The following is a 23,365-nucleotide window of genomic DNA, read 5'->3' as shown; positions in this document are numbered from 1 at the left end:
TGCTGACGGGGTGCGAGCCGGTTCACTCCTACGGGGCGCCGGAACCCGCGTAATGAAGAGCGCACTCCACCGTGGTCGGGGTCGGCCTCATGCTCCGCTGCTCCTACGGCACCGACGAGCCCCCCCGGCCTGCTCTTCATCAGCTTCCAGAACGAGCTGCGGACCTTCACCGCCACCCTCACCCACATGGACACCTCCGACGCGCTGCTGCCCTTCACCACCACAACCGCCGGCGCGACATTCATGATCCTCCCCGGCTTCGACCGGCAACACCCGCTCGGTTCCCAGCTGTTCGGCTGATCACGATCAACTCGAGGACGGACCGCGACCGTCCTACTCCGATGTCGTGGCCTTCAGCGCCAGCCACAGCTCCATCCGGACGTCCGGGTCGTCCAGCGAACGCCCGAGGATCTCCTCCACCCGCCGCATCCGGTAGCGCAGGGTGTGCCGGTGGACGCCCAGGTCGGCCGCCGCCGCGTCCCACTGGCCGTGGCGGGAGAGCCAGGCCCGCAGGGAGGCCACCAGATCGCCGCGGCCGGTCGCGTCGTGCTCGTGCAGGGCGCGCAGCAGGCCGTCCGCGAACGCCTTCACCGCGTCGTCCGCGAGGAGGGGCAGCACGGAGCCCGCGGCGAGCTGCTCATGCTCCACGAAGACCCGGCCGCGGCGCCGCGCCACCGACAGCGCCTGCTGGGCCTGCTTGTACGCCGCTGCCGCCGCGATCGGGCCGGCCGGCGCCGACAGGCCGACGACCAGCTCGTCCTCGTCCACGCCCTCGCCGGTCCCGCGCCTCGCCTCCAGCGACGCCGCGTACCGCGCGCACGCCGCCACGGCCGCGCCCCCGTCCGTGGCCAGCGCCACCAGCTGCTCGCCCTGGGGCACCACGAGCACGGCCTCCCCGGCCCGCGCGGCCGCCGACTCGACGACTTCGGTGAGACCGCCGAAAGGATCCTGGGCCGTCTCGGCGCCGACCGCCGGCCGGGCGTCGACCGAACCGCGCGCCTGCCCACGCCCCTCGGCCGGCCCGTCCGCCGCCGTCGTCGCGGGCCCGCGCCCCTGACGCTCGGCGTGCGCCCGGGCGGCCGGTGCCGGCTCGGCGACGATCACCCGGAACGGGGCGTCGAGCAGGTCGCCGTACAGGTCCCCGGCGACGGCGCGCGCATGGTCCGGTTCGCCCGCCAGCAGCATGCGCAGCACCGCAGCGCCGATCCGCTGCTGCGCCTCCTGCAACGGGCGGGAGCGTTCCGTGGCGAGGGTGAGCAGCGCGATCGCCGAGTGGACGGCGTACCGTTCGGCCGTGCCGAGAGCCGACGCCGTGCCGACGGCGAGCGCGGCGCGCGGGCGCCGACCGGTGCCCAGGGAGTGCAGTTCGACCCGGTCGTCGTAGCGCTCGTCGGACCCGGAGCGCTCCGGGCCGCCGGCGCCCCCGACGACCGCCGAGGCCGGCGCCGGCCGCTCCCGCAGCCGCTCCACCTCCGTCGTGAGCCGCGCGGCCCGCCGGCCCGCCCACTCCGGCGCGGCCGCCACGACGGCGCCCGAGGCGTCGTACAGCGCCGCCCACCCGTCCACCTGGGCGGCGAGCGCCCCGAGCAGCCCCTGCGGGCCGTCCGTCAGCGCCTGCTTCGTCAGCTCGCGCTGGGCCGCGAACCCGTCCGTCACCGCCCGGTACTGGTCGGCCGCGATCGCCGCCGACACCGCCTTGCTGATCGCGAGGAACGGAGTGCGGCGTGGTACCTCCAGCAGCGGCAGGCCCTCCTCCTCGGCCGCGTCCACCAGCGCCTTCGGGATCTCCTCGTAGGCGACGCCGACGGCGAAGCCCAGCCCGACCACCCCGGCCTTGGCAAGCCGCTTCACATAGCGCCGCATGGCCTGCGGGTCCTCCGCGTCCAACTTGAGCGCGGTGATCAGCAGCAGCTCCCCGCCCTCCATGTACGGCACGGGGTCCGCGAGTTCGCTGACGTGCGCCCAGCGCACCGGCACATCCAGACGGTCCTCGCCCGCCCGCACGGTCAGCTTCAGCGCGGAGTGGTGGACGAGCGAGGCGAGCGTGGGAGGCATGGGGCCTTCAGGTCGGAGAGCGAACGACAGCGAGGGGTGAGGTGATCTTTTGTCCGCCGCGTATGAACGGCCTCCCCCGATTCTGCCTCACTGTACGGACCGCAGGTCCACCAGCAGCGGCGGCGCGTGCTCGCCCGCCACGCTCGTCAGGGACAGCACCGCGTGCCCGGGCGGCACCTCGTGCGCCAGCCGCGACGCCGACCACCGCTCCCGCTCGACCTGGCGCACGGTCACCGCGTCCGTGGTCACCGCCTTGCCGGTCACCAGCTTGCGCAGGGCGTGGATGGCGCGGGTCATCGGCTGGTCGGCGAAGACGGTGTGCTTGGCGACCTCCGTGGTCTCCACCCACTCGGTGCCCCAGGTCTGCGCGAACCTGCTGCCGTCCCAGGTGGTGATGCCGCAGAACGCCATCCGGCAGCCGACGGCCCCGTACAGCGGCCCGTGCAGCGCCTCGGGGACGTCGCCGATCGTACGCAGGGCCAGCACCACGCCCGCGTTCTGCGAGCGCAGCCGCTGCAGCCGGCGCACCGAGCCGTCGGTGACCGCCCCCGTCGCGTCGTCCAGGACCAGACAGGCGAAGTGGTCGCGCCGCTCCCGTACGACGGTGTGGAACTGGGCGAGGACCAGCCGGGTGATCAGCCGGGCGGCCTCCTCGTGACCCCGCTCGGGCAGGTCGACGCGGACCCGCAGCGGGTGATGGGCGACGGCGCGCAGCGAGAACGCCCGGTGCGCGTTGCCGCCCGCGCCGAAGAACTCCGCGAACACCGGCCGGTTCAGCAGCGCCAGCCGGTCGGCGAGGGCCCGGCCGGCGTCGCCCGGCGTGCCCGTCTGCCGGATGCGCGCCTCCAGCTCACGGCGCATCATCTCGTCCCCGGCCACCGCCGTCCGCAGCGCGGCCAGCGCGCCCGGCTCGCCCTCCAGCAGTTCGCGCAGCTCGGGGAGGGTGGGGAAGCAGCCGTGCACGCTCCGGTACGGGCCGAGCAGCTGGGCGAGCGCGGTGGCCGCGCCCTGGCCGCTCACCGTGTCGAGATCGCCGACCAGCGCCTCGGCGAGGATCGCGGCGGCCTCGTCCGGGTCGTCGGACTCGGCGTAGGGGTCGAGGTCGTGCACGGACGACGGATCGCCGATCCGGACGATCACGTCGAACGCGGAGTCGGCGCCGAGCGGCCCGCCGCCGGGCGAGGACACCGCGACGACGGCGCACGACCCGGTGAGTGCCTGCAGGGCCAGCGCCTCGGTCAGCGGCTCGATCAGCGTGCGCGTCTTGCCCGAGCCGGACGGCCCGACCGCCAGCAGCGAGGTGCCCAGCACGTCCGGGCCGAGCGCGGCGCCCGCGTCGTGGTACGTCGTCGGCGTGCGCTCGGCGGCCACCCAGCGGCCGATGCGCACCTGTCCGGCGAGCAGATCGTGGCGGGCGGTGCGCCGGGGCAGGTCGCGGGCGCCGGAGGGGTGCGTCCAGGCCGCCCCGCCGTGGCGCAGCACGGTCTCCCGGAAGTCGGGCACCCCCGCCGTCCAGGCTCGCCGCACCCGCGTGCAGTCGACGTCGTTCATCCGCCCGGCGGCCACCTCACCGGTCAGCAGGTCGGCCGCCTCATACTGCCCGGCGTCCCGCAGTTCGGGCCACTGGGCGCGGGGCCGCTCCGCGGCAGGGGCGGCCGCCGGGCGCTCACGGGAGGTGCGCCGTTCCTTCAGATACGGCAACCAGCCGCCGAACCGGGCGAACGGCCACACCACGAGCAGCGTGATGACCGCGTACAGCGCGTTCGTGAACAGGGGGGAGGCGAACAGCTCGTAGCTGCCGGAGATCAGCACGATGAGCGAGAACAGCGGGTCGACGACCGGCAGCGCGTCCCAGCCGACCCCGAAGGCGTCGGGGAAGACGAAGCTCAGCGTGGTGAGCGCGCCGAGCAGGGCGAGCAGGGCCCGGGCGGGCTGCGGGCGGCGGCCCACGAAGTGGCGTACGGCGTGCGGCCAGCTGCCCAGCCGGCCCATGGCGTAGACGAGGACGGCGAAGAACACCCCGTCGTAGACGACCCGCGCCTCGGCGCCCTCCATCGTCTTCGGGGAGGCGATCGTGCCGCCCCACCACCAGCCGTCCGGGGTGAACAACCGCAGCAAAGTGAACTGGTACGGCATGCTGCCCCGCCGCCACAGCGACCACGCGACCAGCGCCACCACCAGCGGAACCAGCATGCCGACGACAGTGACGGGCGCGAGCCGCTCCACCGTCGCCCGCGCCGCCTTCGGCAGCCGGTACCCGAAGCGCCAGATGCCGGGCTTCGCGGCGGGCCGCTCCTCGTCGAGCCACTCGGCGACGGCGGACGAGGCCGGCGGCGCATGTTCCGGCGCAGGTGGGACACCCGGCGCCCGGGCCGGCCGCGGCGGCGTCGAGGGCGCCCGCGGCGGCCCCGCCGGGCGCGGCACGGGATTCGCATGCGTGCCCCGCGCGTCCTGCGTCCCGTCGCTGTCCATCGCCCCTGCCCCCTGACCAGCCGTTCCGTCCACCATCAGCGAGTCAATCTAACGCGCCCGCAAGGGGAGTTCACCGCTTACACGGCCGGGCCCGCGACGATCACCGTCCAGGGCGCCGTCGCCGGCACTGTCCACGGCGGACAAGCGGCCTCGCCGACACCGCCCACATGGAGCATGCCCACCCTCCGTTCCCCGCCCTAGCCTGCGAGAAAAGAAGGCAAGCGTCCGCAACGCCCCGTTCCCCCCGTTCCCCCCGTTCGCAGAACCACAGGAGCCCCTCATGACCGCCCTTCCGCAGGAGCGCCGCGTCGTCACCGCCATCCCCGGCCCGAAGTCGCAGGAACTGCAGGCCCGCCGTACCGCCGCAGTCGCGGCCGGGGTGGGTTCGGTGCTCCCTGTCTTCACCGCGCGCGCGGGCGGCGGCATCATCGAGGACGTCGACGGCAACCGCCTGATCGACTTCGGCTCCGGCATCGCCGTGACCTCCGTCGGCGCCTCCGCCGAGGCCGTTGTGCGCCGGGCCGCCGCCCAGCTCGCCGACTTCACCCACACCTGTTTCATGGTCACCCCCTACGAGGGCTATGTGGCGGTCGCCGAGGCCCTCGCCGAGCTCACCCCGGGCGACCACGCCAAGAAGTCTGCGCTGTTCAACTCCGGCGCCGAGGCCGTCGAGAACGCCGTCAAGATCGCCCGCGCCTACACCAAGCGCCAGGCGGTCGTCGTCTTCGACCACGGCTACCACGGCCGGACCAACCTCACCATGGCCCTGACCGCGAAGAACATGCCGTACAAGCACGGCTTCGGCCCGTTCGCCCCCGAGGTCTACCGGGTCCCGGTCGCCTACGGCTACCGCTGGCCCACCGGTGCCGAGAACGCGGGCCCCGAGGCCGCCGCGCAGGCCATCGACCAGATCACCAAGCAGGTCGGTCCGGACAACGTGGCCGCGATCATCATCGAGCCGGTGCTCGGCGAGGGCGGCTTCATCGAGCCCGCCAAGGGCTTCCTGCCGGCCCTCAGCAAGTTCGCGTCCGACAACGGCATCGTCTTCGTCGCCGACGAGATCCAGTCGGGCTTCTGCCGCACCGGCCAGTGGTTCGCCTGTGAGGACGAGGGCATCGTCCCGGACCTGATCACCACGGCCAAGGGCATCGCGGGCGGGCTGCCGCTCGCCGCCGTCACCGGCCGCGCCGAGATCATGGACGCCGCGCACGCGGGCGGTCTCGGCGGCACCTACGGCGGCAACCCGGTCGCCTGCGCCGGTGCGCTGGGCTCCATCGAGACGATGAAGGAACTCGACCTCAACGCCCGGGCGAAGCGAATCGAGGCGACGATGAAGTCCCGCCTCACCGCCATGGCCGAGAAGTTCGACATCATCGGCGACATCCGGGGCCGCGGCGCGATGATCGCCATCGAGCTGGTCAAGGACCGTACGACGAAGGAGCCGAACGCCGAGGCCACGGCCGCGCTCGCCAAGGCCTGCCACCAGGAGGGCCTGCTGGTCCTGACCTGTGGCACCTACGGCAACGTGCTGCGCTTCCTGCCCCCGCTGGTCATCGGCGAGGATCTCCTCGCCGAGGGCCTCGACATCATCGAGCAGGCTTTCGCGCGCATCTGAGCCCGGACGTCGCACAGCTGATTCCCACCGGCCGCAGAGGGTGTGAAGAAGGTGTGCGGGGAGGATGGCGGGACGGAATGGGGCCTGTCGTACCGCCTGCCCCTGCCGTAGGTTCTACCGAGATGAGAGATACACCCCGCCCACAGGGGACTGTGGGCGGAACCCAGGCCGGGGCCTCCCCAGCTTCGACCTGGTCGTGCCCTCGCGCACACAACCGGAGCTTCCGGCTTCGGATCTCCACACCGATCGGACGGTCGCCCGCCCCAAACCCCCCGGGGCGGCCGGCGTTTCCGGTCCGGACGGCCACCCCGGAACCACCCCCCCTGTTCCGGGGTGGCCGACCTCCTTCTCTCGCACCGACCACGGACTCTCACGCAGCGCACGAAAGCAGGCCCCGGATTCGTTCCGGGGTCTTTTTTCGTGCAGTCTGCGACACGTCCACGAAGGCGACGGCTCCTGACAAGCTGGGGCCCATGTCGTTCCGCGTCCGCCCGCAGACTCTGCTGGGCCTGCCCACCCTGCTCTTCGTGCTGATCACCTGGCAGGTCGCCGCCGGCGGGCCCCTCCTGCGCCTGGACGAGCGCCTCAGCCGTGCCCTCGTGCACCCCGACCGGGCCTCCGAGCTGCTGTCCGACCTGGGCAGCGTGCAGGTCGCGGTGCCCGTCCTGCTGCTGGCCGCGACGTATGCGGCCTGGCGGGGGAGAGCGGCCGGCGACGCACGCTGGTGGATGCCGCCCGCCGCCGCCGTCGCACTGATCGCGCTGGTGCCGCTGATCATCGTCCCGCTGAAGGAATGGACCGACCGGCCCGGCACGCCCGCCGTGCCGCCGGCCACCGGCTACTACCCCTCCGGGCACACGGCGACGGCGGCGATCGCCTACGGCTCGGCGGTGATGATCCTGCTGCCGTGGCTGCGCACGGCACTCGCCCGCCGGGCGGCCGTCGCCATGGGCGCTCTGCTCGTCCTGGCCGTCTCGTTCGGGCTGGTCCGGCGGGGATACCACTGGCCGCTGGACGTCGTGGCGAGCTGGTGCCTGTGCACGGTGCTGCTCGGTGCGCTCCGGCTCTTCCTGGCCCGGCGCCCGGCACGGGAGCAGGACCCACCGTGCCAAACCGGCGCACCGCCGCCGTCCACCCGTACGACTCGGACAAGCGACCCCCGTGCTCCCCGCCCCTACCGTGGAGCACGGAAACCACAGGACACCCCCTAAGCGGAAGGGCCGGGACTCGCATATGCCCCAGGAAAAGAACGTGGGGGGCACCCACGCCTTCTGGCTCGCCGGCCGCCAGGTCACCGGCGAGGACACCTTCGACGTCACCTCCCCGTGGGACGGCCGCCTCGTCGGCAAGGTGAGCGTGCCGACCGACGCGCAGGTCGAGGAGGCCGTGGCCGCCGCGTACGCCGTACGGGACGAGTTCGCCGCCACCCCCGCCCACGTCCGCGCCGCCGCCCTCGACCGGGTGAGCCGTCGCCTCGTCGAGCGCACCGAGGAGATCGCGCAGCTCATCTCCGCGGAGAACGGCAAGCCGGTCAAGTGGGCGCGCGGCGAGGTCGGGCGCGCGGTCTCCGTGTTCCGGTTCGCCGCCGAGGAGGCCCGGCGGTTCAACGGCGGCGAGGCCCAGCGCCTCGACACCGACCTCGGCGGTCAGGGCCGGCTCGCCCTCACCCGGCGCTTCCCCAAGGGCGTGGTGCTCGGCATAGCGCCGTTCAACTTCCCGCTGAACCTGTGCGCCCACAAGATCGCCCCGGCGATCGCGGCCGGCGTGCCGATCATCCTGAAGCCCGCCCCGGCGACCCCGCTGTCCGGTCTGGTCATCGGCGAGCTGCTCGCCGAGAGCGCGCTGCCCGCCGGTTCCTGGAGCATCCTGCCGGTCGCCAACGACCGCATGCCCGCCCTCGTCCAGGACGAGCGGCTGCCGGTCATCTCCTTCACCGGCTCCGAGAAGGTCGGCTACGCGATCATGGACTCGGTGCCGCGCAAGCACTGCACTCTGGAGCTGGGCGGCAACGGCGCGGCCGTCGTCCTCGGCGACTACGCGAGCGACGCCGACCTCGACTGGGCGGCGACCCGCATCGCGACCTTCTCCAACTACCAGGGCGGCCAGTCCTGCATCTCCGTGCAGCGGGTCATCGTGGACGCCTCCGTCCACGACCGGCTGCTGCCGCGCATCGTCGCCGCCGTCGAGGCCCAGGTCACCGGCGACCCGTCCGACGCCACGACCGACGTCGGGCCGCTGGTCAGCGAGGACGCGGCCAAGCGTGTCGAGACATGGGTGGACGAGGCCGTCGCGGCCGGCGCCTCGCTCCTTGCGGGCGGCAAGCGCGACGGCGCCTCCTACGCGCCGACCGTCCTCACCGACGTACCGGCGGACACCAAGATCGCCTGCGAGGAGGTCTTCGGGCCGGTCCTCACCGTGCAGAAGGTGCACGGCGAGAGTGAGGCCTTCGCGGCCGTCAACTCCTCCAAGTACGGCCTTCAGGCGGGCGTGTTCACGCACGACGTCCAGGCCGCCTTCCGCGCCCACCGCGCGCTGGAGGTCGGCGGTGTCGTCGTCGGCGACGTGCCCTCCTACCGCGCCGACCAGATGCCGTACGGCGGCGCCAAGCAGTCCGGCGTGGGACGCGAGGGCGTGCGCTTCGCGATGGAGGACTACACCTACGAGCGCGTCCTGGTCCTGACCGGGCTCGCCCTCTGACCCGAGGAGCCGGCGGGTCCGGACCCTCTAGCTAATGGGAACCATTTTCAGATAGTCTTCGGGTGGCGCTCAAACGCCGTCCCCGAAGGGGCCCGGCACCGATGCCTTCCGGTGCCGGGCCCCTTCATCGTGTCGACGACTCCGGCCCCTCAACCGGAGAAGCCGACGTGCGCGAGCCGCAGTGGGCCGCGCAGCCTGAGGCGCAGGTCGTGGACACCCTCGGCGGTGAAGGGCGCTTCGACGTCGAGATAGTCGTACCGTCCCGGCGTCGGCGTGGCGACCGTCACCGTCGCCAGGGCCGGGCCGCCGCCGAGGGACAGCTCGACCGTGCCCGAACCCGCCACCGTCACCGTCGCGCGCGTGGCGCCCGCGCCGAAGTCGCAGGCGCGGTAGACCAGTTCGCCCGTTCCGTCCGCCATCCCCGGGGCCGGCGTCACCGCGTCGCCCGACACCTTCGTGCGGTCGACGATCTCCGTGCCGCTCTGCTCGTCGAAGTCGGCCGCCTCCAGACCGAGCCGGCGGACCGGCCGCGGGGCGGACGGCTCGCCCTCCAGCGTGACGGACCCGCGCAGACGGACGTCCACGCTCGACGCGCCGGCCAGGAGGTCGTAGGGGCCGGACTCCAGCCGCCACCGGCCGTGCGCCACGTCCCAGAACGCGAACGCGGACAGCGGGACCGCGAAGGACAGCTCCGCCTTCGCGCCGGGGGCGAGCCGCACCCGCCGGTGGCCGAGCAATTCGCGGCGCGGCCGCGTGACCGACGGGTCCACGGCACGGGTGTACAGCTGAGCGACCTCGTCGGCCGTCATGTCCCCCGTGTTGGTGACCGTGAAGGCCACGTGCACCGCGCCGTCCTCGACACGCACCGCCAGGTCGGCGTAGGAGAACGACGCGTACGACAGGCCGTGCCCGAACGGGAACAGCGGGGCGCCCTCGAAGTAGAGGTACGTCTGACGGGCGCCGATCACGTCGTAGTCGAGCAGATCGGGCAGGTCGGCGTCGTCGGCGTACCAGGTCTGGGGGAGCCGGCCGGCGGGGGAGACGTCACCGGCCAGGACGCGCGCCAGAGCGGTGCCCGCCGCCTGGCCGCCGTGCGCGGTCCACAGCACCGCGGACAGCGGACCCGGCTGGAACGCGTACGGGTACGCCGACACCAGCGCCAGCACCGTGCGCGGGTTCGCCGCCCGGGCCGCCGCCAGCAGCCGCTCCTGATGGGCGGGGAGCCGCAGGGTGGTGCGGTCCTCGGTCTCCCGCCCGTTGAGATGTGGGTCGTTGCCCGCCACGACCACGACCACATCGGCCTCGGCCGTGACGCGGGTCACTGCGTCCTCGCCACTTTCGACGACGATGACCTCGACAACCTCGGGATCGTCCTCGGCAACCCGGACGCCGTCGGCGGCGACACTGACGTGGCGACCCGTACCCAAGTGCCGCAGGAGGTGACCGTCCTCATGGGGTTCGAGGCGGAACGTCTCCTGGACGATCCAGCCGCCCGGCTGGTCGGCGGAGGCACGCAGGAAGCCGTCCTCGGCGACGGAGACATAGCGGCCGTCGGGGGCGCGGAGCGTCAGCACGTCATCGCCCCAGTCGACGAGCGCGAACTCCGTGCCGGCCACGCCGTCCGTGGTGAGCGGGGGCAGGTCCGTGCGGCCGGCGAGCAGCGCCGGGTCCAGGGCGCCCTCCGCGCCGCGCGCCTCGTCGGCCGCCCCGGGGGCGGCCGGGACCTTCAGAAACGTTCCCGCGGAGGTCTTCAGCAGGACCCGGTCCACGCCCTCCGCGAACTCCACCCGCTCGGCGCCGAAACGCTCGTACAACCCCTCCAGGGGTGTGGAGCGGTGGATCAGTGTGCCGCTGTACCAGTCGAGCTTGCACTCGTCGGCGAGCAGACCGACCACCGCGATCCGGGTGTCGGCGGCCAGCGGCAGCACGCCGTCGTTGCGCAGCAGCACGATCGCCTGCTCGGCGGCCTCCTCGGCGAGGGCGCGGTGCGCCGGTGTGTCGAACTCGCCGGTGTCGGCGTGCGGGTCGTAGTGCGGGTCGAACTCGCCCAGCCGGAAGCGGACCGAGAGCTGGCGGCGCACCGCCGTGTCGACGTCGGCCTCGGTCAGCAGGCCCTGCTCCAGCGCGCCCCGGACCCGGGCGACGATCGTCGAGCCGTCCGTGCCGTGGTCGGTGAAGCTGTCCACGCCGGCGACCAGCGAGGCCGCCGTCGCCTCCTCGTGGGTGTCGAAGTAGTGCTCGGAGTCGACCAGGTTGGAGGGCGCGCCCGCGTCCGAGCAGACCAGCAGCTCCTCGTCCGTCCAGGCCCGCAGCTGCTCGCGCAGATACGGCGAGACATGGTTGGGGCGGCCGTTGACCAGGTTGTACGCGGGCATCACCCCGGCCACCGCACCCGCCTCGACGGTCTCCTTGAAGGCGCGCAGATCGTACTCGTGCAGGACGCGCGGGCGGACCGAGGACGACGTGACGGACCGGTCGGTCTCGTTGTTGTGGGCCAGCCAGTGCTTGAGCACCGGGGCGGTGCGCCAGTACGTCGGATGGTCACCGCGCAGACCGTGGGTGTAGGCGGTGGCGATGGCCGAGGTGAGCTTCGGGTCCTCGGAGTAGCCCTCCTCGTTACGGCCCCACAGCGGGTGGCGCAGCAGGTTGACCGTGGGCGACCAGACGTTGAGGCCGACGCGCTCGTCGCGGGCGCGCATCGCCCTGACCTCCTTGGACACCGCCTCGCCGACCCGGCGCACCAGCTCGGTGTTCCAGGTCGCGCCCAGCCCCACGGCCTGCGGGAACACCGTCGCCGGACCCATCCAGGCGACGCCGTGCAGCGCCTCCTGGCCGGTGCGGAACTCGGCGATGCCGAGACGGTCGACGGCGGGGGCGAACTGGTGGAGGAAGGAGACCTTCTCGTCCAGGGTCAGTCGCGACAGCAGATCGTCGATGCGCTTCGCGAAAGGCAGCTGAGGATCGCGGAAAGGCGGCGTGGGCGTCGGGTGTGCGGTCACTTGGTGATCCCTTTGCGGAGGAGCGGGAAGGCTCTTTCGAAGCGCTTCGATGCTCATTCGACGTACGGGCGGGTGTCAAGGGCATCGCGCCGCTATTTCAAGCGGCGCATGAGAACAGGTCACCTGTGATGGCTCGGAGGAATGTTTGAAGCGACCCTTGTGCACCCCCGGGTGTTCACTTAACCTCGCAGCAACATCGAAGCGCTTCGACTGAAATTCGCCGTGACAGTGAGTCGGAGTATCCGCTTCAGCTCAGCCAGTTCCACTCGAGACACCGCAGCCGACGGCCACCGCCGGGTGTCCTGGTGCGCCATGAAGGGTTGACGCAATGACGCCGAACGCCGCTTCCGCCTCCTCCGGGCCCAGCCGGAGAAGCTTCCTCGCCTCCACGGCGGTCGTCACCGCAGCGGTGGCGGGAGGAATGCCGTTGCTGGCCGCGTGCGGAGGCACGGACAACGGTTCGCGTGAGGGCACCACGTCGGGCAAGGGCGCAGCGAAGATCCTGCCGGCGTACGTGGCCAGCAACGTGGTGAAGCCGGACATCCCGGCCAAGAACGGCTCCGCGATCGGCTTCACCGGCAAGCTGGACCTGGCCACTCTGAAGACGTCGGTCCCCAAGAAGCTCGGCAAGGGCGGCAAGGTCACCATCATGTCGCCGTTCTGGGGCTCCCCGCCCAAGAGCGACAACGCCTACTACAAGGGTATGAACTCCCTCATTGGTGTCGACGTCGTGTGGCAGAACCAGGACGGCAACACCTACGACCAGAAGCTCGGCGCCATCCTCGCCTCCAGCGACATCCCGGACGTCGTGGTCGTCCCCGGCTGGAACATGGGCGGCAAGATACCCACGGCCATCATCAGCAAGTTCGCCGACCTCGGCCCCTACCTCTCCGGCGAGGCGGTCAAGGACTTCCCGAACCTCGCGGCGATCCCGACGGACGCCTGGCGGCGCTCCATCTTCGGCGGCAAGCTGCGCGGCCTGCCGATGCCGGCCCCCTCGGCCCCCAGCATGGTGCCCCTGTACCGCCAGGACATCTTCGAGAAGGAAGGCTACGAACTCCCCAAGTCCTGCGACGAGTTCATGGCGCTGGCCAAGGAGATCACCAAGCCCAGGGCCAAGCGCTGGGCGTGCCTGGACATGAAATGGACCGCCTTCCAGGCCTTCGGTGTGCTCTCCGGCAGCGAGAAGCCGCTCGGCTGGAACCTGGTCGACGGCAAGCTGATCTACCGCATCGAGACCGACGAGTACCTCGAAGCGCTGGAGTGGTCCCGCAAGCTGTTCGCGGCGGGGGTCGTCCACCCCGACTCCAAGATGGGCAAGAACGCCCCCGACCCGGGCCCCAAGTTCGCCAAGGGCGAGTTCCTGATCTACCCCAACAACATCTCGCAGTGGTGGGGCCGCACCGCCGAACAGGCCACCCAGAACCCGGACTTCAAGATCTGGGGCATGGACGTCTGGGGCCACGACGGCGGCAACCCCACCCTGTGGGCCGATCAGCCCGCTGGAATCTTCGCCTTCGTCAACAAGAAGGCCTCCGAGTCGGTCATCCGCGACGTGCTCGCCGTCGCCAACGTCACCGCGGCGCCGTACGGCACCAAGGAGTACATGATGACCAACTACGGCGTGGAGGGCACCCACTACACCGTCAAGGACGGCGTCCCCACCAAGACCGACCAGGGCAACATCGACGTGGCGAACGCGTTCGTCATGGTCGCGAGCCCTGCCGCGACCATCGCGCACCCCGACTTCCCCGAGGTCGCCAAGGGCCAGGTCGAGTGGGAGCAGCGGATGGGCGCCTTCGCCAAGAAGTCCTCCTTCTGGGGCATGCAGATCACCGAGCCGAACCGCTACACCAACCTCTCCAACGACTTCGAGCAGTTGGAGGACGACGTCGTCCGCGGCCGCAAGAAGATCAGCGACATGCAGCAGGCCGTCTCCGACTGGAAGAGCAAGGGCGGCGACGGACTGCGCGACTGGTACAAGAAGATCCTCGACGAGAACGGCAGCGCGGCCAACTGACCAGGCATCGAGGCAAGGAGAACGGCCGTGTCGCACACCACGGTGCCTCGGAGCAGGACCGAGGCCAAGACAGCGGGGAAGTCCTCGGCGGCATCCGGCGCCGCCGGATCCGGGAAGGAACGGCGCCCGAAGAAGGTGAGCCTGCGGCTCAGGTTCAGACGCGACCGGGCTCTGCTCCTGATGACCCTGCCGGCCGTCGTCCTGATCCTGCTCTTCAACTACGTGCCGATCCTCGGCAACGTGGTCGGCTTCCAGGACTACGACCCCTACATCAGCGACAACGGCGCCGTCGCCATGCTGCACAGCCCCTGGGTGGCGTTGGAGAACTTCCAGCGCGTCTTCGCGGACTCGGCCTTCTGGAGCGCCCTGCAGAACACGCTGGTGCTGTTCGTCCTCCAGCTCGTGCTGTTCTTCCCGATCCCGATCCTGCTCGCGCTGCTCATCAACAGCGTGATCAGGCCCCGGGTGCGGGCGTTCGCGCAGGCGGTCCTCTACCTGCCGCACTTCTTCTCCTGGGTGCTGGTCATCGCCGTCTTCCAGCAGCTCTTCGGCGGCGCCGGGTTCCTCTCGCAGGTCCTGCGGCAGCACGGCTACGACGGCCTCGACTTCATGACCGACCCCAGCACGTTCAAGTTCCTGATCACAGCGCAGAGCGTGTGGAAGGACGCCGGCTGGGGGATCATCGTCTTCCTCGCCGCGCTGGCGTCGGTCAGCCCGGATCTCTACGAGGCCGCCGCGATGGACGGGGCCAACCGCTGGCGCCGCATGTGGCACGTCACGCTGCCCGCGCTGCGCCCGGTGATCGCCCTGCTGCTGGTGCTGCGCGTCGGCGACGCCCTCACCGTCGGCTTCGAGCAGATCCTGCTGCAACGCGACGCCGTCGGGCCGGGCGCGGCGGAGGTCCTGGACACCTTCGTGTGGTGGAACGGCGTCCGCAACCAGGACTTCGGCTACGCGGCCGCCGCCGGTCTCGTCAAGGGCGTCGTCAGCCTCGGCCTGGTCCTCGCCGCGAACAAGGTGGCCCATCTGATGGGCGAGCAGGGGGTGTACAAGAAATGACCGCGGTCATCGACAAACCTGTGCGCAGGCCGAGCCCATGGGCCGCCCCGCCGCGGCCGGTGTGGGAGGAGGAGCCCACCAAGGCGGGCCTGGCGGGCAAGGGCGTCGTCCTCACCCTCGCCTGCCTGGCGGTCATCTTCCCGCTCTGGATCGTGATCGTCACCAGCCTGTCGTCGAGGAAGACCATCGACGAGGCCGGCGGTCTGGTGATGGTGCCCAAGGACATCACCTTCGTCGCCTACCAGGAACTGCTCAGCGGCGGACAGGTCACCCGCGCCGCGGTCATCAGCATCCTCATCACGCTGGTCGGCACGGCCTTCTCGATGACCGTGTCCGTGCTCTGCGCCTACGGCCTCTCCCGCATCGGCTCGCTGGGACACCGCTGGATCCTGATGCTGCTGCTGGCGACCATGTTCTTCAGCGCCGGCCTCATCCCGACCTATCTGCTGGTGCAGACCCTCGGCCTGACGGACAGCTATCTCGCGCTGATCCTGCCGAGCGCGATCAGCGTCTTCAACATCCTGGTGCTGCGCGGCTTCTTCATGGGCATCTCGCAGGAACTCATCGACAGCGCCCGCATCGACGGCGCCGGCGACTTCCGCATCCTGTGGCAGATCGTCATGCCGCTCTCCCGGGCGGTGCTCGCGGTGATCACGCTGTTCTACGCCGTCGGGTACTGGAGCGCCTGGTTCAACGCGTCGCTCTACTTGAACGACCAGGACATGATGCCGTTGCAGAACGTCATGATCCAGCTCGTGCAGAAGCAGGAGGCGCCGGTCGGCCTGAGCCAGGCCATCAAGACTGGTCAGCTCTCGGGGCTGGCCGTCCAGATGGCTGTGATGGTGATGGCGTTGCTGCCGGTCGCCGTGCTCTCCCCGTTCGTCCAGAAGCACTTCAAGAAGGGCATGCTGACGGGCGCGGTCAAGGGCTGACGCCCGGCGTCGGGGGCGCGGCAGGCACGGCGGCCGCGGGTTCGTCGTGGCAGCCGTGCCCACGTCGCGCAACCGCACAGCGACACAGCCCCGCGCCTCGTGGGCCGGGTCTGACCGGCCCCTGCGCAGGGGCGCGGAAGAACTGCGCGACCAGCCCCCACCACCCGCAGCCGAACGACATGGCCCTGGCCCGTAAACCTTCACCCACCGAGGTACCCCACCATGCTCCCCACCCGCCGCACCCTCCTCACCGGCACCGCAGCCGCCGCCACGCTCACCGCACTCCCGCTCACCCAGAACCCGGCCCGAGCCGCATCCACCCGAGCCGCATCCACCCGAGCCGGCTCGACCGCCGGAGGCTACCGATGGCGCAACGTCGTCATCGGCGGCACCGGATTCGTCACCGGCGTCCTCTTCCACCCCACCGTCCGCTCTCTCGCCTACGCCCGTACCGACATCGGCGGCGCCTACCGCTGGGACGACAGAGCCGCCCGCTGGACCCCCCTCACCGACCACCTCGGCTGGGACGACTGGAACCTCCTCGGGGTCGAGGCGCTCGCCGTCGACCCCGCCCACCCCGACCGCGTCTACCTCGCGCTCGGCACCTACGCCCAGTCCTGGGCCGGCAACGGAGCCGTCCTGCGTTCCGAGGACCGCGGCGCCACCTGGACCCGCAGCGACCTCACCGTCAAGCTCGGCGGGAACGAGGACGGCCGGGGCACGGGGGAGCGGCTGCTGGTCGACCCGCGCGACAGCGACACCCTGTGGCTCGGGACGCGACACGACGGGCTGCTCAAGTCGAAGGACAGAGGAGCCACCTGGGCCGCCGCCACCGCCTTCCCCGGCGCCCCGAGCGCGAGCGGCCAGGGCGTCACCCTCCTCGTCGCCGCCGGCCGCACCCTCTACGCCGGCTGGGGCGACTCCGACGGGGCCACCGCCAACCTGTTCCGCACCGCCGACGGCGCCACCTGGGAAGCCGTCCCCGGCCTGCCCGCCGGCGCCGCCGCCAAGGTCCCTGTCCGCGCCGCCTACGACTGCCACACCCGCGAGCTGTACGTGACGTACGCCAACGCGCCAGGACCCAACGGGCAGTCCGACGGCAGCGTGCACAAGCTGGCCACCGCCACCGGCAAGTGGACCGACGTCACGCCCGCGAAGCCGGGCGGCACGACGAGCGACGGGAGCGTCGACAGCTTCGGCTACGGCGGCGTCGCCGTCGACGCCCGCCGCCCCGGCACCGTCGTCGTCTCCACCAACAACCGGTGGTCCGCCGTCGACACCCTGTACCGGACCACGAACGGCGGCCGCACCTGGACCTCCCTGAAGGACTCGGCGGTCCTCGACGTGTCCGAGACGCCGTTCCTCACCTTCGGCGCCGACCAGCCGAAGTTCGGCTGGTGGATCCAGGCCCTCGCCGTCGACCCGTACGACTCCCGGCACATCGTCTACGGCACCGGCGCCACCCTCTACGGAACCCGCGACCTGAAGCACTGGGCCCCGCAGATCCGCGGCCTGGAGGAGACCTCCGTACGACTGTTGATCTCGCCCCCGGCCGGGCAGGCGCACCTGATCAGCGGGCTCGGCGACGTCGGCGTGATGTACCACGAGCGGCTCACGGCCTCGCCGTCGCGGGGCATGGCGACGAACCCCGTGTTCGGGTCGGCGACGGGACTCGCCCAGGCCGCCGCCAAGCCGTCCTACGTCGTCCGCACGGGCTTCGGCGATCACGGCAACGGCGCCTACTCCAGCGACGGCGGCAGGACCTGGGCGCCCTTCGCGACCCAGCCGGCCCTCGCCAAGGACGCGCCCGGGCCGATCGCCGCGAGCGCCGACGGCAGCGTGCTGCTGTGGACCTTCGTGCACTGGGACGGCACCAAGTACCCCGCCCACCGCTCCACGGACAACGGCGCCACCTGGACCGAGGTCTCCTCCTTCCCCAAGGGCGCCACCCCGCTCGCCGACCCGGCCGATCCGAGGCGTTTCTACGCCTACGACACCGACACGGGAACCCTCTTCGCCAGCACGGACGGCGGCCTCACCTTCACCGGGCGGGCCGGCGGACTGCCCTCCGGTGACAGCCAGTTCCAGCTGGCCGCGGCTCCGGGACGCTCCGGCGACCTGTGGCTCAGCACCAAGGCGAACGGCCTGTACCGGTCCACCGACGGCGGCGCCGCCTTCACCAAGCTGACCAGCTGCTGGGCCTCGTACACCCTCGCCTTCGGCAAGGCCGCCGACGGCGCCGACTACCCGGCGATCTACCAGGTCGGCTCCACCGGGACGATCACCGCCGTGTACCGCTCCGACGACGGCGCGAAGAGCTGGACGCGGGTCAACGACGACCAGCACCAGTGGGGCTGGATCGGCGCGACCATCGCCGCCGACCCTCGGATCCACGGCCGTGTCTATATCGCCACCAACGGCCGGGGCATCCAGTACGGGGAGCCCGTCTGATGCCGGCCGTCCACCGTCCCACCCTCGCCGACGCCACCCGGGGCCGCATCCTCTTCGGCGGCGACTACAACCCCGAGCAGTGGCCCGAGGAGACCTGGCACGAGGATGTGCGCCTCATGAAGGATGCCGGCGTCAACTCCGTCACCCTCGGCGTCTTCTCCTGGGCGAAGCTCGAACCCGAGCCGGGCGCCCGGGAGTTCGGCTGGCTGGACCGGCTGATGGACCTGATGCACGAGCACGGCGTCGGCGTCGTCCTGGCCACCCCCACCGCCGCCCCGCCCCCGTGGCTGGGCCGCCTGCACCCGGACACACTGCCCCGTGACGAGAACGGCGACGTCGAGCGGTGGGGCGGCCGGCAGCACTTCTCGCACTCCAGCGCCACCTACCGCCGCTACGCCGCCGCCATCACCGAGGACCTGGCCGCCCGCTACGGCGGCCACCCCGCCCTCACCATGTGGCACATCAACAACGAGTATTGCACCGCCGACCACGGCGACGAGGCGGCCGCCGCGTTCCGCCGCTGGCTGCGCGAGAAGTACGGCACCCTCGGCGCCCTCAACACCGCCTGGGGCACGGCGTTCTGGAGCCAGGGCTACGACAGCTGGGACGGCATCCTGCCCGCCCGCCGCACCCACTACCTGAAGAACCCGGCCCAGGTGCTGGACTTCCGGCGCTTCACCTCCGACGCGCTCCTGGAGTGTTTTCTCGCCGAACGTGACATCGTCGCCCGGCACACTCCGCACATCCCGGTCACCACCAACTTCATGCCGCTCTTCATCGGCCAGGACGCCTGGCGCTGGGCCGAGGAGGAGGACGTCGTCTCCGTCGACCTCTACCCCGACCCGCGCGACCCCCTCGGCGCCCAGCACGGCGCTCTCGTCCAGGACCTGACCCGGTCCCAGGCCCGCGGCCCCTGGATGCTGATGGAGCAGGCGGCCGGCCCGGTCAACTGGCGCGGGGTCAACCACCCCAAACCGCGCGGCCTCAACCGGCTCTGGTCCCTGCAGGCCGTGGCCCGTGGCGCGGACGCCGTCTGCTACTTCCAGTGGCGCCAGTCCCGGCAGGGCGCCGAGAAGTTCCACTCCGGGATGGTCAGCCACGCGGGCGAACACGGCCGCACCTTCCAGGAGGTCAAGCAGCTCGGCACCGAACTCGCCCGCATCGGCGGTGAGGTGACGGACAGTCATATCTCCGCGGACGTCGTGATCCTGCACGACTGGCACGCCTGGTGGGCCGGCGCCCAGGACGGCCGCCCCTCCACCCGGGTCGACCACGCGGACGTCCTGCACGCCTGGCACCGCGCCCTGTGGGAGGCCCACCTCACCACCGACTTCGCCCACCCCGAGCACGACCTCACCGGCTACAAACTGGTCGTCGTCCCACAGCTGTACGCGATGACCGACGCGGCGATCGACAACCTCCTCGCCCACGTCCACGGCGGCGGCACCCTCGTGACCGGTTTCCTGACCGGTGTCGCCGACGAGGACGACCGGGTCCGCCCCGGCGGCATGGACGCCCGGCTGCGCGAGCTGTTCGGCATCCGCACCCTGCACGAGTGGTGGCCGCTGGAGGCGGGGGAGCGCGTCGAGACCGACGCCTTCCGCGGCACCCTGTGGTCGGAGGAGCTGGAAGCGGCCGACCCGGGCGCGGTGGAAGCCGTCTACCAGGGCGGCGAGCTCGACGGACTGCCCGCCGTCCTGCGAGGCGACCGTGCCTGGTACGTCTCCACGCTCCCCGAGCCCGACGCCCTCCGCACGCTGCTCGCCCGGATCGCCGCCGACGCGGGCGCCCGGCCCGTCCTCGACGGCCTCCCGCCGGGCGTCGAGGCCGTACGCCGAGGCGACCTGCTGTTCCTGCTCCACCACGGCCGCGAGCCGGTCACCGTCGACCTCCCGGGCACCCACCACGACCTGCTGACCGGGGCGACCCTCACCAACGAGGTCGCGCTGGGCCGCTACGGCGTGATGGTGTTGCGCTCATGACCCACGTCCCGCCCCGCGCGTACCCTGCCCGCCCGAGCACCGACAGCCCCGTGCACGCGACCTTCGAATACCAGCCCGCCGTCCGCTGGGAGGATGCCTTCCTCAGCGGCAACGGCCGGCACGGCGCCCTCGTGTTCGGCGATCCCTACGACGACCGGGTCATCGTCACTCACCACTCCCTGGTCCGCCCCAACGGTGCCGAACACGCCCGCCCGCCCGAGCTGGCCGCCGAACTCCCCGCCCTCCAGGACAAGTTGCTGGCCGGAGTGTGGGAGGCCGCCGAAGGCTTCACCGACCACCGGCCCCTGCAGTGGGTCCAGCCCTTCCACCCCGCCTTCCAGATACGGCTGCGCAGAGCGCCCTCGGACGAACCGCGCCGGTACCACCGCTATCTCCGCCTCGTCGACTTCACCACCGGCGAGACCGACGCCGCGTGCGTGGGCGGCGCCGGCCGGGTCTTCGTCTCCCGCGCCGACGACGTGATCGTCCACCGGATCACCGGCCTCGACCTGGACATCTCCCTCGACCACCGGCTGCCCGGCGCGCCCGCCGACCTCGCCGTCGGCCAGGGCTGCGTCCTCACCCCGGACGGCGCCCTGCTCACCCTGCGCGCCCGCTACCCCGACAGCGACCGCGCCTACACGGGCGTGACCCTCGTCGTCGCCACCGGCGGCCGCACCCGGCTCATCCATCCCGGCGTACGGGTCACCGGCGCCCAGTCCGTGCTGCTGCTCACCCGCGTGCACCGGCACGCCGGCGAGCTCGACGTCACCGCGCAGCAGCGCGCCCTGAACGAGCTGCCGCACTCCTACGACGACCTGCTCGCCCGCCACCTCCCGCTGCACCGCACCGCCTACGACCGCGTCACCCTCGACCTCCACGCCGACCCCGCCGAGCGCGGCCTCCCCGGCTCCGAACTGCTGGAACGCCCCCGCAGCACGGCTCTCCTGGAGCGGCTCTTCGCCGCGGGCCGCTACCACCTGCTCTCCTCCTCCGGCCTCAACCCGCCCCGCCTGCCCGGCCTGTGGACCGGCGACTGGGACACCGCCTGGTCCGGGGCCTTCACCAACGACGCCAACGTCAACCTCCAGACCGCCTCCGCCGCCCCCGCCGCACTCCCCGAAGTCACCGACGCACTGGCATCTTTGATCCACCGTCAGTTCGACGACTGGCGGGAGAACGCCCGAGCGGTCTTCGGCGCCCGGGGCGCGGTCGCGCCCGCCCACACCGACGGCGAGTCCGGACTGACGTACCACTTCAGCCGCGAGTACCCGCTCCACCTGTGGACCGCCGGCGCCGACTGGCTGCTCAAACCGCTCGTCGACCACGACGAGACACGCGGCGCACGCGACCCGCGCACCGCCGCCGCCCTCGCCGAAGTCGCCCGGTTCTACGAGGACTTCCTGACCCGCACCGACCCGGACGACCCCGACGGCCACCTCGTCGTCGTCCCCTCCTACTCGCCCGAGAACCGCCCCGCGGGCGCGAGCTGGGGCGCCCTCAACGCGGCCATGGACCTCTCGGCGGCCCGGCACGCGCTGCTCACGGCCGCCGACTACCACCCCGGCACCCCGGACGCCGGCCGCTGGCGCGCCCTCGCCGACCGCCTCCCGCCCCACCGGATCAACGCGGACGGCGCCCTCGCCGAATGGGCCCGGCCCGGCCTCGGCGACACCTACGACCACCGCCACCTCAGCCACCTCTACGGCGTCTGGCCCCTCGACGAGATCAACCCCTACGACACCCCGCGCCTCGCGGCCGCCGCCCACCGCGCCCTCGCACTGCGCGGCGCCGAGAACGACTCCGCGCACGGCCACCTCCACCACGCGCTGATCGCCGCCCGGCTCAGGGACGGTCGGCGTGTCGCCCACGCCCTCGCCCAGGTCCTCGACGGCGACTTCTTCCACGCCTCGCTGATGAGCGCCCACTACCCCCGCCGCGACGTCTACAACGCGGACGCCGCGCACACCCTGCCCGCCGTGCTGATCGAGACGCTCGTCCAGTCGACCCCCGACCGGCTGGTCCTGCTGCCCGCCCCCGACCCGGCCCTCCCGTCCGGCGAACTCCGCGGAGTACGCACCCGGTTCGGCGCCGAACTCGACCTCACATGGGGCCCCGACGGCGCGCGGGCCGTCCTGAAACCGCACCGCAGCCACCGCATCGAACTCCGGACTTCCTCCGGCGACGGCGACGGCGACGACAAAGCACAGCCGCTCGACCTCGTCGCCGGAGTAGACCACGTCCTCACCCTAGGGGCGTGGTAACTCCCCCCACCCATGGAAGGGACACCCATGGCAACACGCACCCTCGGCAGGGTCGCCAAAGCCCTGCTCGCCCCCGCGCTCGCGCTCGGCGCCACGATCGGCCTCGCCTCCGCGCCCGCCTCGGCCGCCGTCTGGAACTCCTGCGACCAGTGGGGCAACACCAGCCTGAACGGCTACACCCTCTACAACAACATCTGGGGCTCCGGCGCCGGCAGCCAGTGCATCTGGGCCAACTCCGGCACCAACTGGGGTGTCTGGGCCAACCACCCCAACACCGGCGGCATCAAGTCCTACCCCAACTCCAAGAAGGTGATCAACAAGTCGATCACCTCCCTCGGGTCGCTCAACAGCAGCTACAACGTCACCGTCCCGTCCTCGGGCTCGTACAACACCTCGTACGACGTCTGGGACACCGGCAACAACCACGAGATCATGCTGTGGGTCAACTACAACGGCAGCGTCGGGGCGCTCGGCAGCCTCCAGGGCAGCGCGACGCTCGGCGGCCACAGCTGGAACGTCTACAAGGGCACGGCCACCCGCTCAGACGGCTCGACCTGGCAGGTCTACTCGTTCCTGCGCACGTCGGACTCGACCTCCGGCACCGTGCAGATCCTGCCGATCCTGAAGTGGATCAAGGACACGAAGCAGTGGATGGGCAACGTGACCATCACCGACGTGCAGTTCGGCTTCGAGATCACCTCGTCCTCCGGCGGCCTGGACTTCCAGGCCAACAACATCACCGTCAGCAGCAGCTGACCCGTCCGGCCGGGCCGGTCCCGCAGCGCGCGGGACCGGCTCGGCCGGCCTGTCGCCGTCCCG

The 23,365-nt window shown here is 71.9% G+C and carries 13 protein-coding genes and 1 pseudogene; 11 read left to right on the top strand and 3 right to left on the bottom strand.

Translation table 11 applies throughout. The annotated features are described in order from the left end of the window. Positions 1-56: 56 nt before the first annotated feature. Positions 57-300: pseudogene (locus B5557_RS12445) on the top strand (Dyp-type peroxidase); the annotation flags it as partial. A 33-nt stretch (positions 301-333) separates the two neighbouring features. On the opposite strand, the gene B5557_RS12440 reads toward B5557_RS12445, so the two are convergent. Further along, positions 334-2,055, bottom strand: a complete 1,722-nt coding sequence (locus B5557_RS12440; RefSeq protein ID WP_079659185.1) for a PucR family transcriptional regulator — start codon at positions 2,053-2,055, stop codon at positions 334-336. Positions 2,056-2,142: 87 nt separating this feature from the next. After that, positions 2,143-4,527, bottom strand: coding sequence for an ATP/GTP-binding protein (locus tag B5557_RS12435; protein ID WP_079659184.1), 2,385 nt, complete (start codon positions 4,525-4,527; stop codon positions 2,143-2,145). 280 nt (positions 4,528-4,807) lie between these two features. On the opposite strand from B5557_RS12435, the gene gabT reads away from it, so the two are divergent. The 3 genes from gabT (at position 4,808) to B5557_RS12420 (ending at position 8,839) form a co-directional block, all read left to right on the top strand. Next, positions 4,808-6,142, top strand: a complete 1,335-nt coding sequence (gabT, locus tag B5557_RS12430) for a 4-aminobutyrate--2-oxoglutarate transaminase (RefSeq protein ID WP_079659183.1) — start codon at positions 4,808-4,810, stop codon at positions 6,140-6,142. A 473-nt stretch (positions 6,143-6,615) separates the two neighbouring features. Then, positions 6,616-7,353: a phosphatase PAP2 family protein gene (locus B5557_RS12425; RefSeq protein ID WP_079659182.1), complete on the top strand. Its 738-nt coding sequence runs from the start codon at positions 6,616-6,618 to the stop codon at positions 7,351-7,353. Between the two features lie 40 nt (positions 7,354-7,393). Beyond that, positions 7,394-8,839, top strand: coding sequence for an aldehyde dehydrogenase family protein (locus tag B5557_RS12420; protein WP_107472585.1), 1,446 nt, complete (start codon positions 7,394-7,396; stop codon positions 8,837-8,839). A gap of 149 nt (positions 8,840-8,988) precedes the next feature. Here B5557_RS12420 and B5557_RS12415 read toward each other — a convergent pair whose 3' ends face one another. Beyond that, positions 8,989-11,838, bottom strand: coding sequence for a glycoside hydrolase family 3 C-terminal domain-containing protein (locus B5557_RS12415; RefSeq protein ID WP_079659180.1), 2,850 nt, complete (start codon positions 11,836-11,838; stop codon positions 8,989-8,991). Positions 11,839-12,166: 328 nt separating this feature from the next. Between B5557_RS12415 and B5557_RS12405 the strand changes: the two genes are divergently transcribed. The 7 genes from B5557_RS12405 (at position 12,167) to B5557_RS12375 (ending at position 23,302) form a co-directional block, all read left to right on the top strand. Beyond that, positions 12,167-13,858: an extracellular solute-binding protein gene (locus tag B5557_RS12405; protein WP_079659179.1), complete on the top strand. Its 1,692-nt coding sequence runs from the start codon at positions 12,167-12,169 to the stop codon at positions 13,856-13,858. A gap of 27 nt (positions 13,859-13,885) precedes the next feature. Beyond that, positions 13,886-14,917, top strand: a complete 1,032-nt coding sequence (locus tag B5557_RS12400; RefSeq protein ID WP_079659178.1) for an ABC transporter permease — start codon at positions 13,886-13,888, stop codon at positions 14,915-14,917. Then, positions 14,914-15,849: a carbohydrate ABC transporter permease gene (locus B5557_RS12395; protein WP_079659177.1), complete on the top strand. Its 936-nt coding sequence runs from the start codon at positions 14,914-14,916 to the stop codon at positions 15,847-15,849. The genes B5557_RS12400 and B5557_RS12395 overlap by 4 nt, the downstream gene beginning before the upstream one ends. A gap of 222 nt (positions 15,850-16,071) precedes the next feature. Next, a complete protein-coding gene (locus B5557_RS12390) occupies positions 16,072-18,300 on the top strand; it encodes a WD40/YVTN/BNR-like repeat-containing protein (RefSeq protein WP_079659176.1) in 2,229 nt (742 codons plus the stop codon). Next, positions 18,300-20,282 (top strand): beta-galactosidase, encoded by a 1,983-nt coding sequence (locus tag B5557_RS12385; protein WP_079659175.1) that lies wholly within the window; start codon positions 18,300-18,302, stop codon positions 20,280-20,282. The genes B5557_RS12390 and B5557_RS12385 overlap by 1 nt, the downstream gene beginning before the upstream one ends. Then, positions 20,279-22,546: a glycosyl hydrolase family 95 catalytic domain-containing protein gene (locus B5557_RS12380; protein ID WP_079659174.1), complete on the top strand. Its 2,268-nt coding sequence runs from the start codon at positions 20,279-20,281 to the stop codon at positions 22,544-22,546. The genes B5557_RS12385 and B5557_RS12380 overlap by 4 nt, the downstream gene beginning before the upstream one ends. Positions 22,547-22,573: 27 nt before the next feature. Further along, positions 22,574-23,302: a glycoside hydrolase family 12 protein gene (locus B5557_RS12375; protein WP_079659173.1), complete on the top strand. Its 729-nt coding sequence runs from the start codon at positions 22,574-22,576 to the stop codon at positions 23,300-23,302. Positions 23,303-23,365: the final 63 nt, after the last annotated feature.

Source organism: Streptomyces sp. 3214.6, from assembly GCF_900129855.1.
Lineage (GTDB): Bacteria > Actinomycetota > Actinomycetes > Streptomycetales > Streptomycetaceae > Streptomyces > Streptomyces soliscabiei.
The sequence above is the reverse complement of the archived record's forward strand: the minus strand, read 5'-3'. Positions and strand labels throughout refer to the sequence as shown.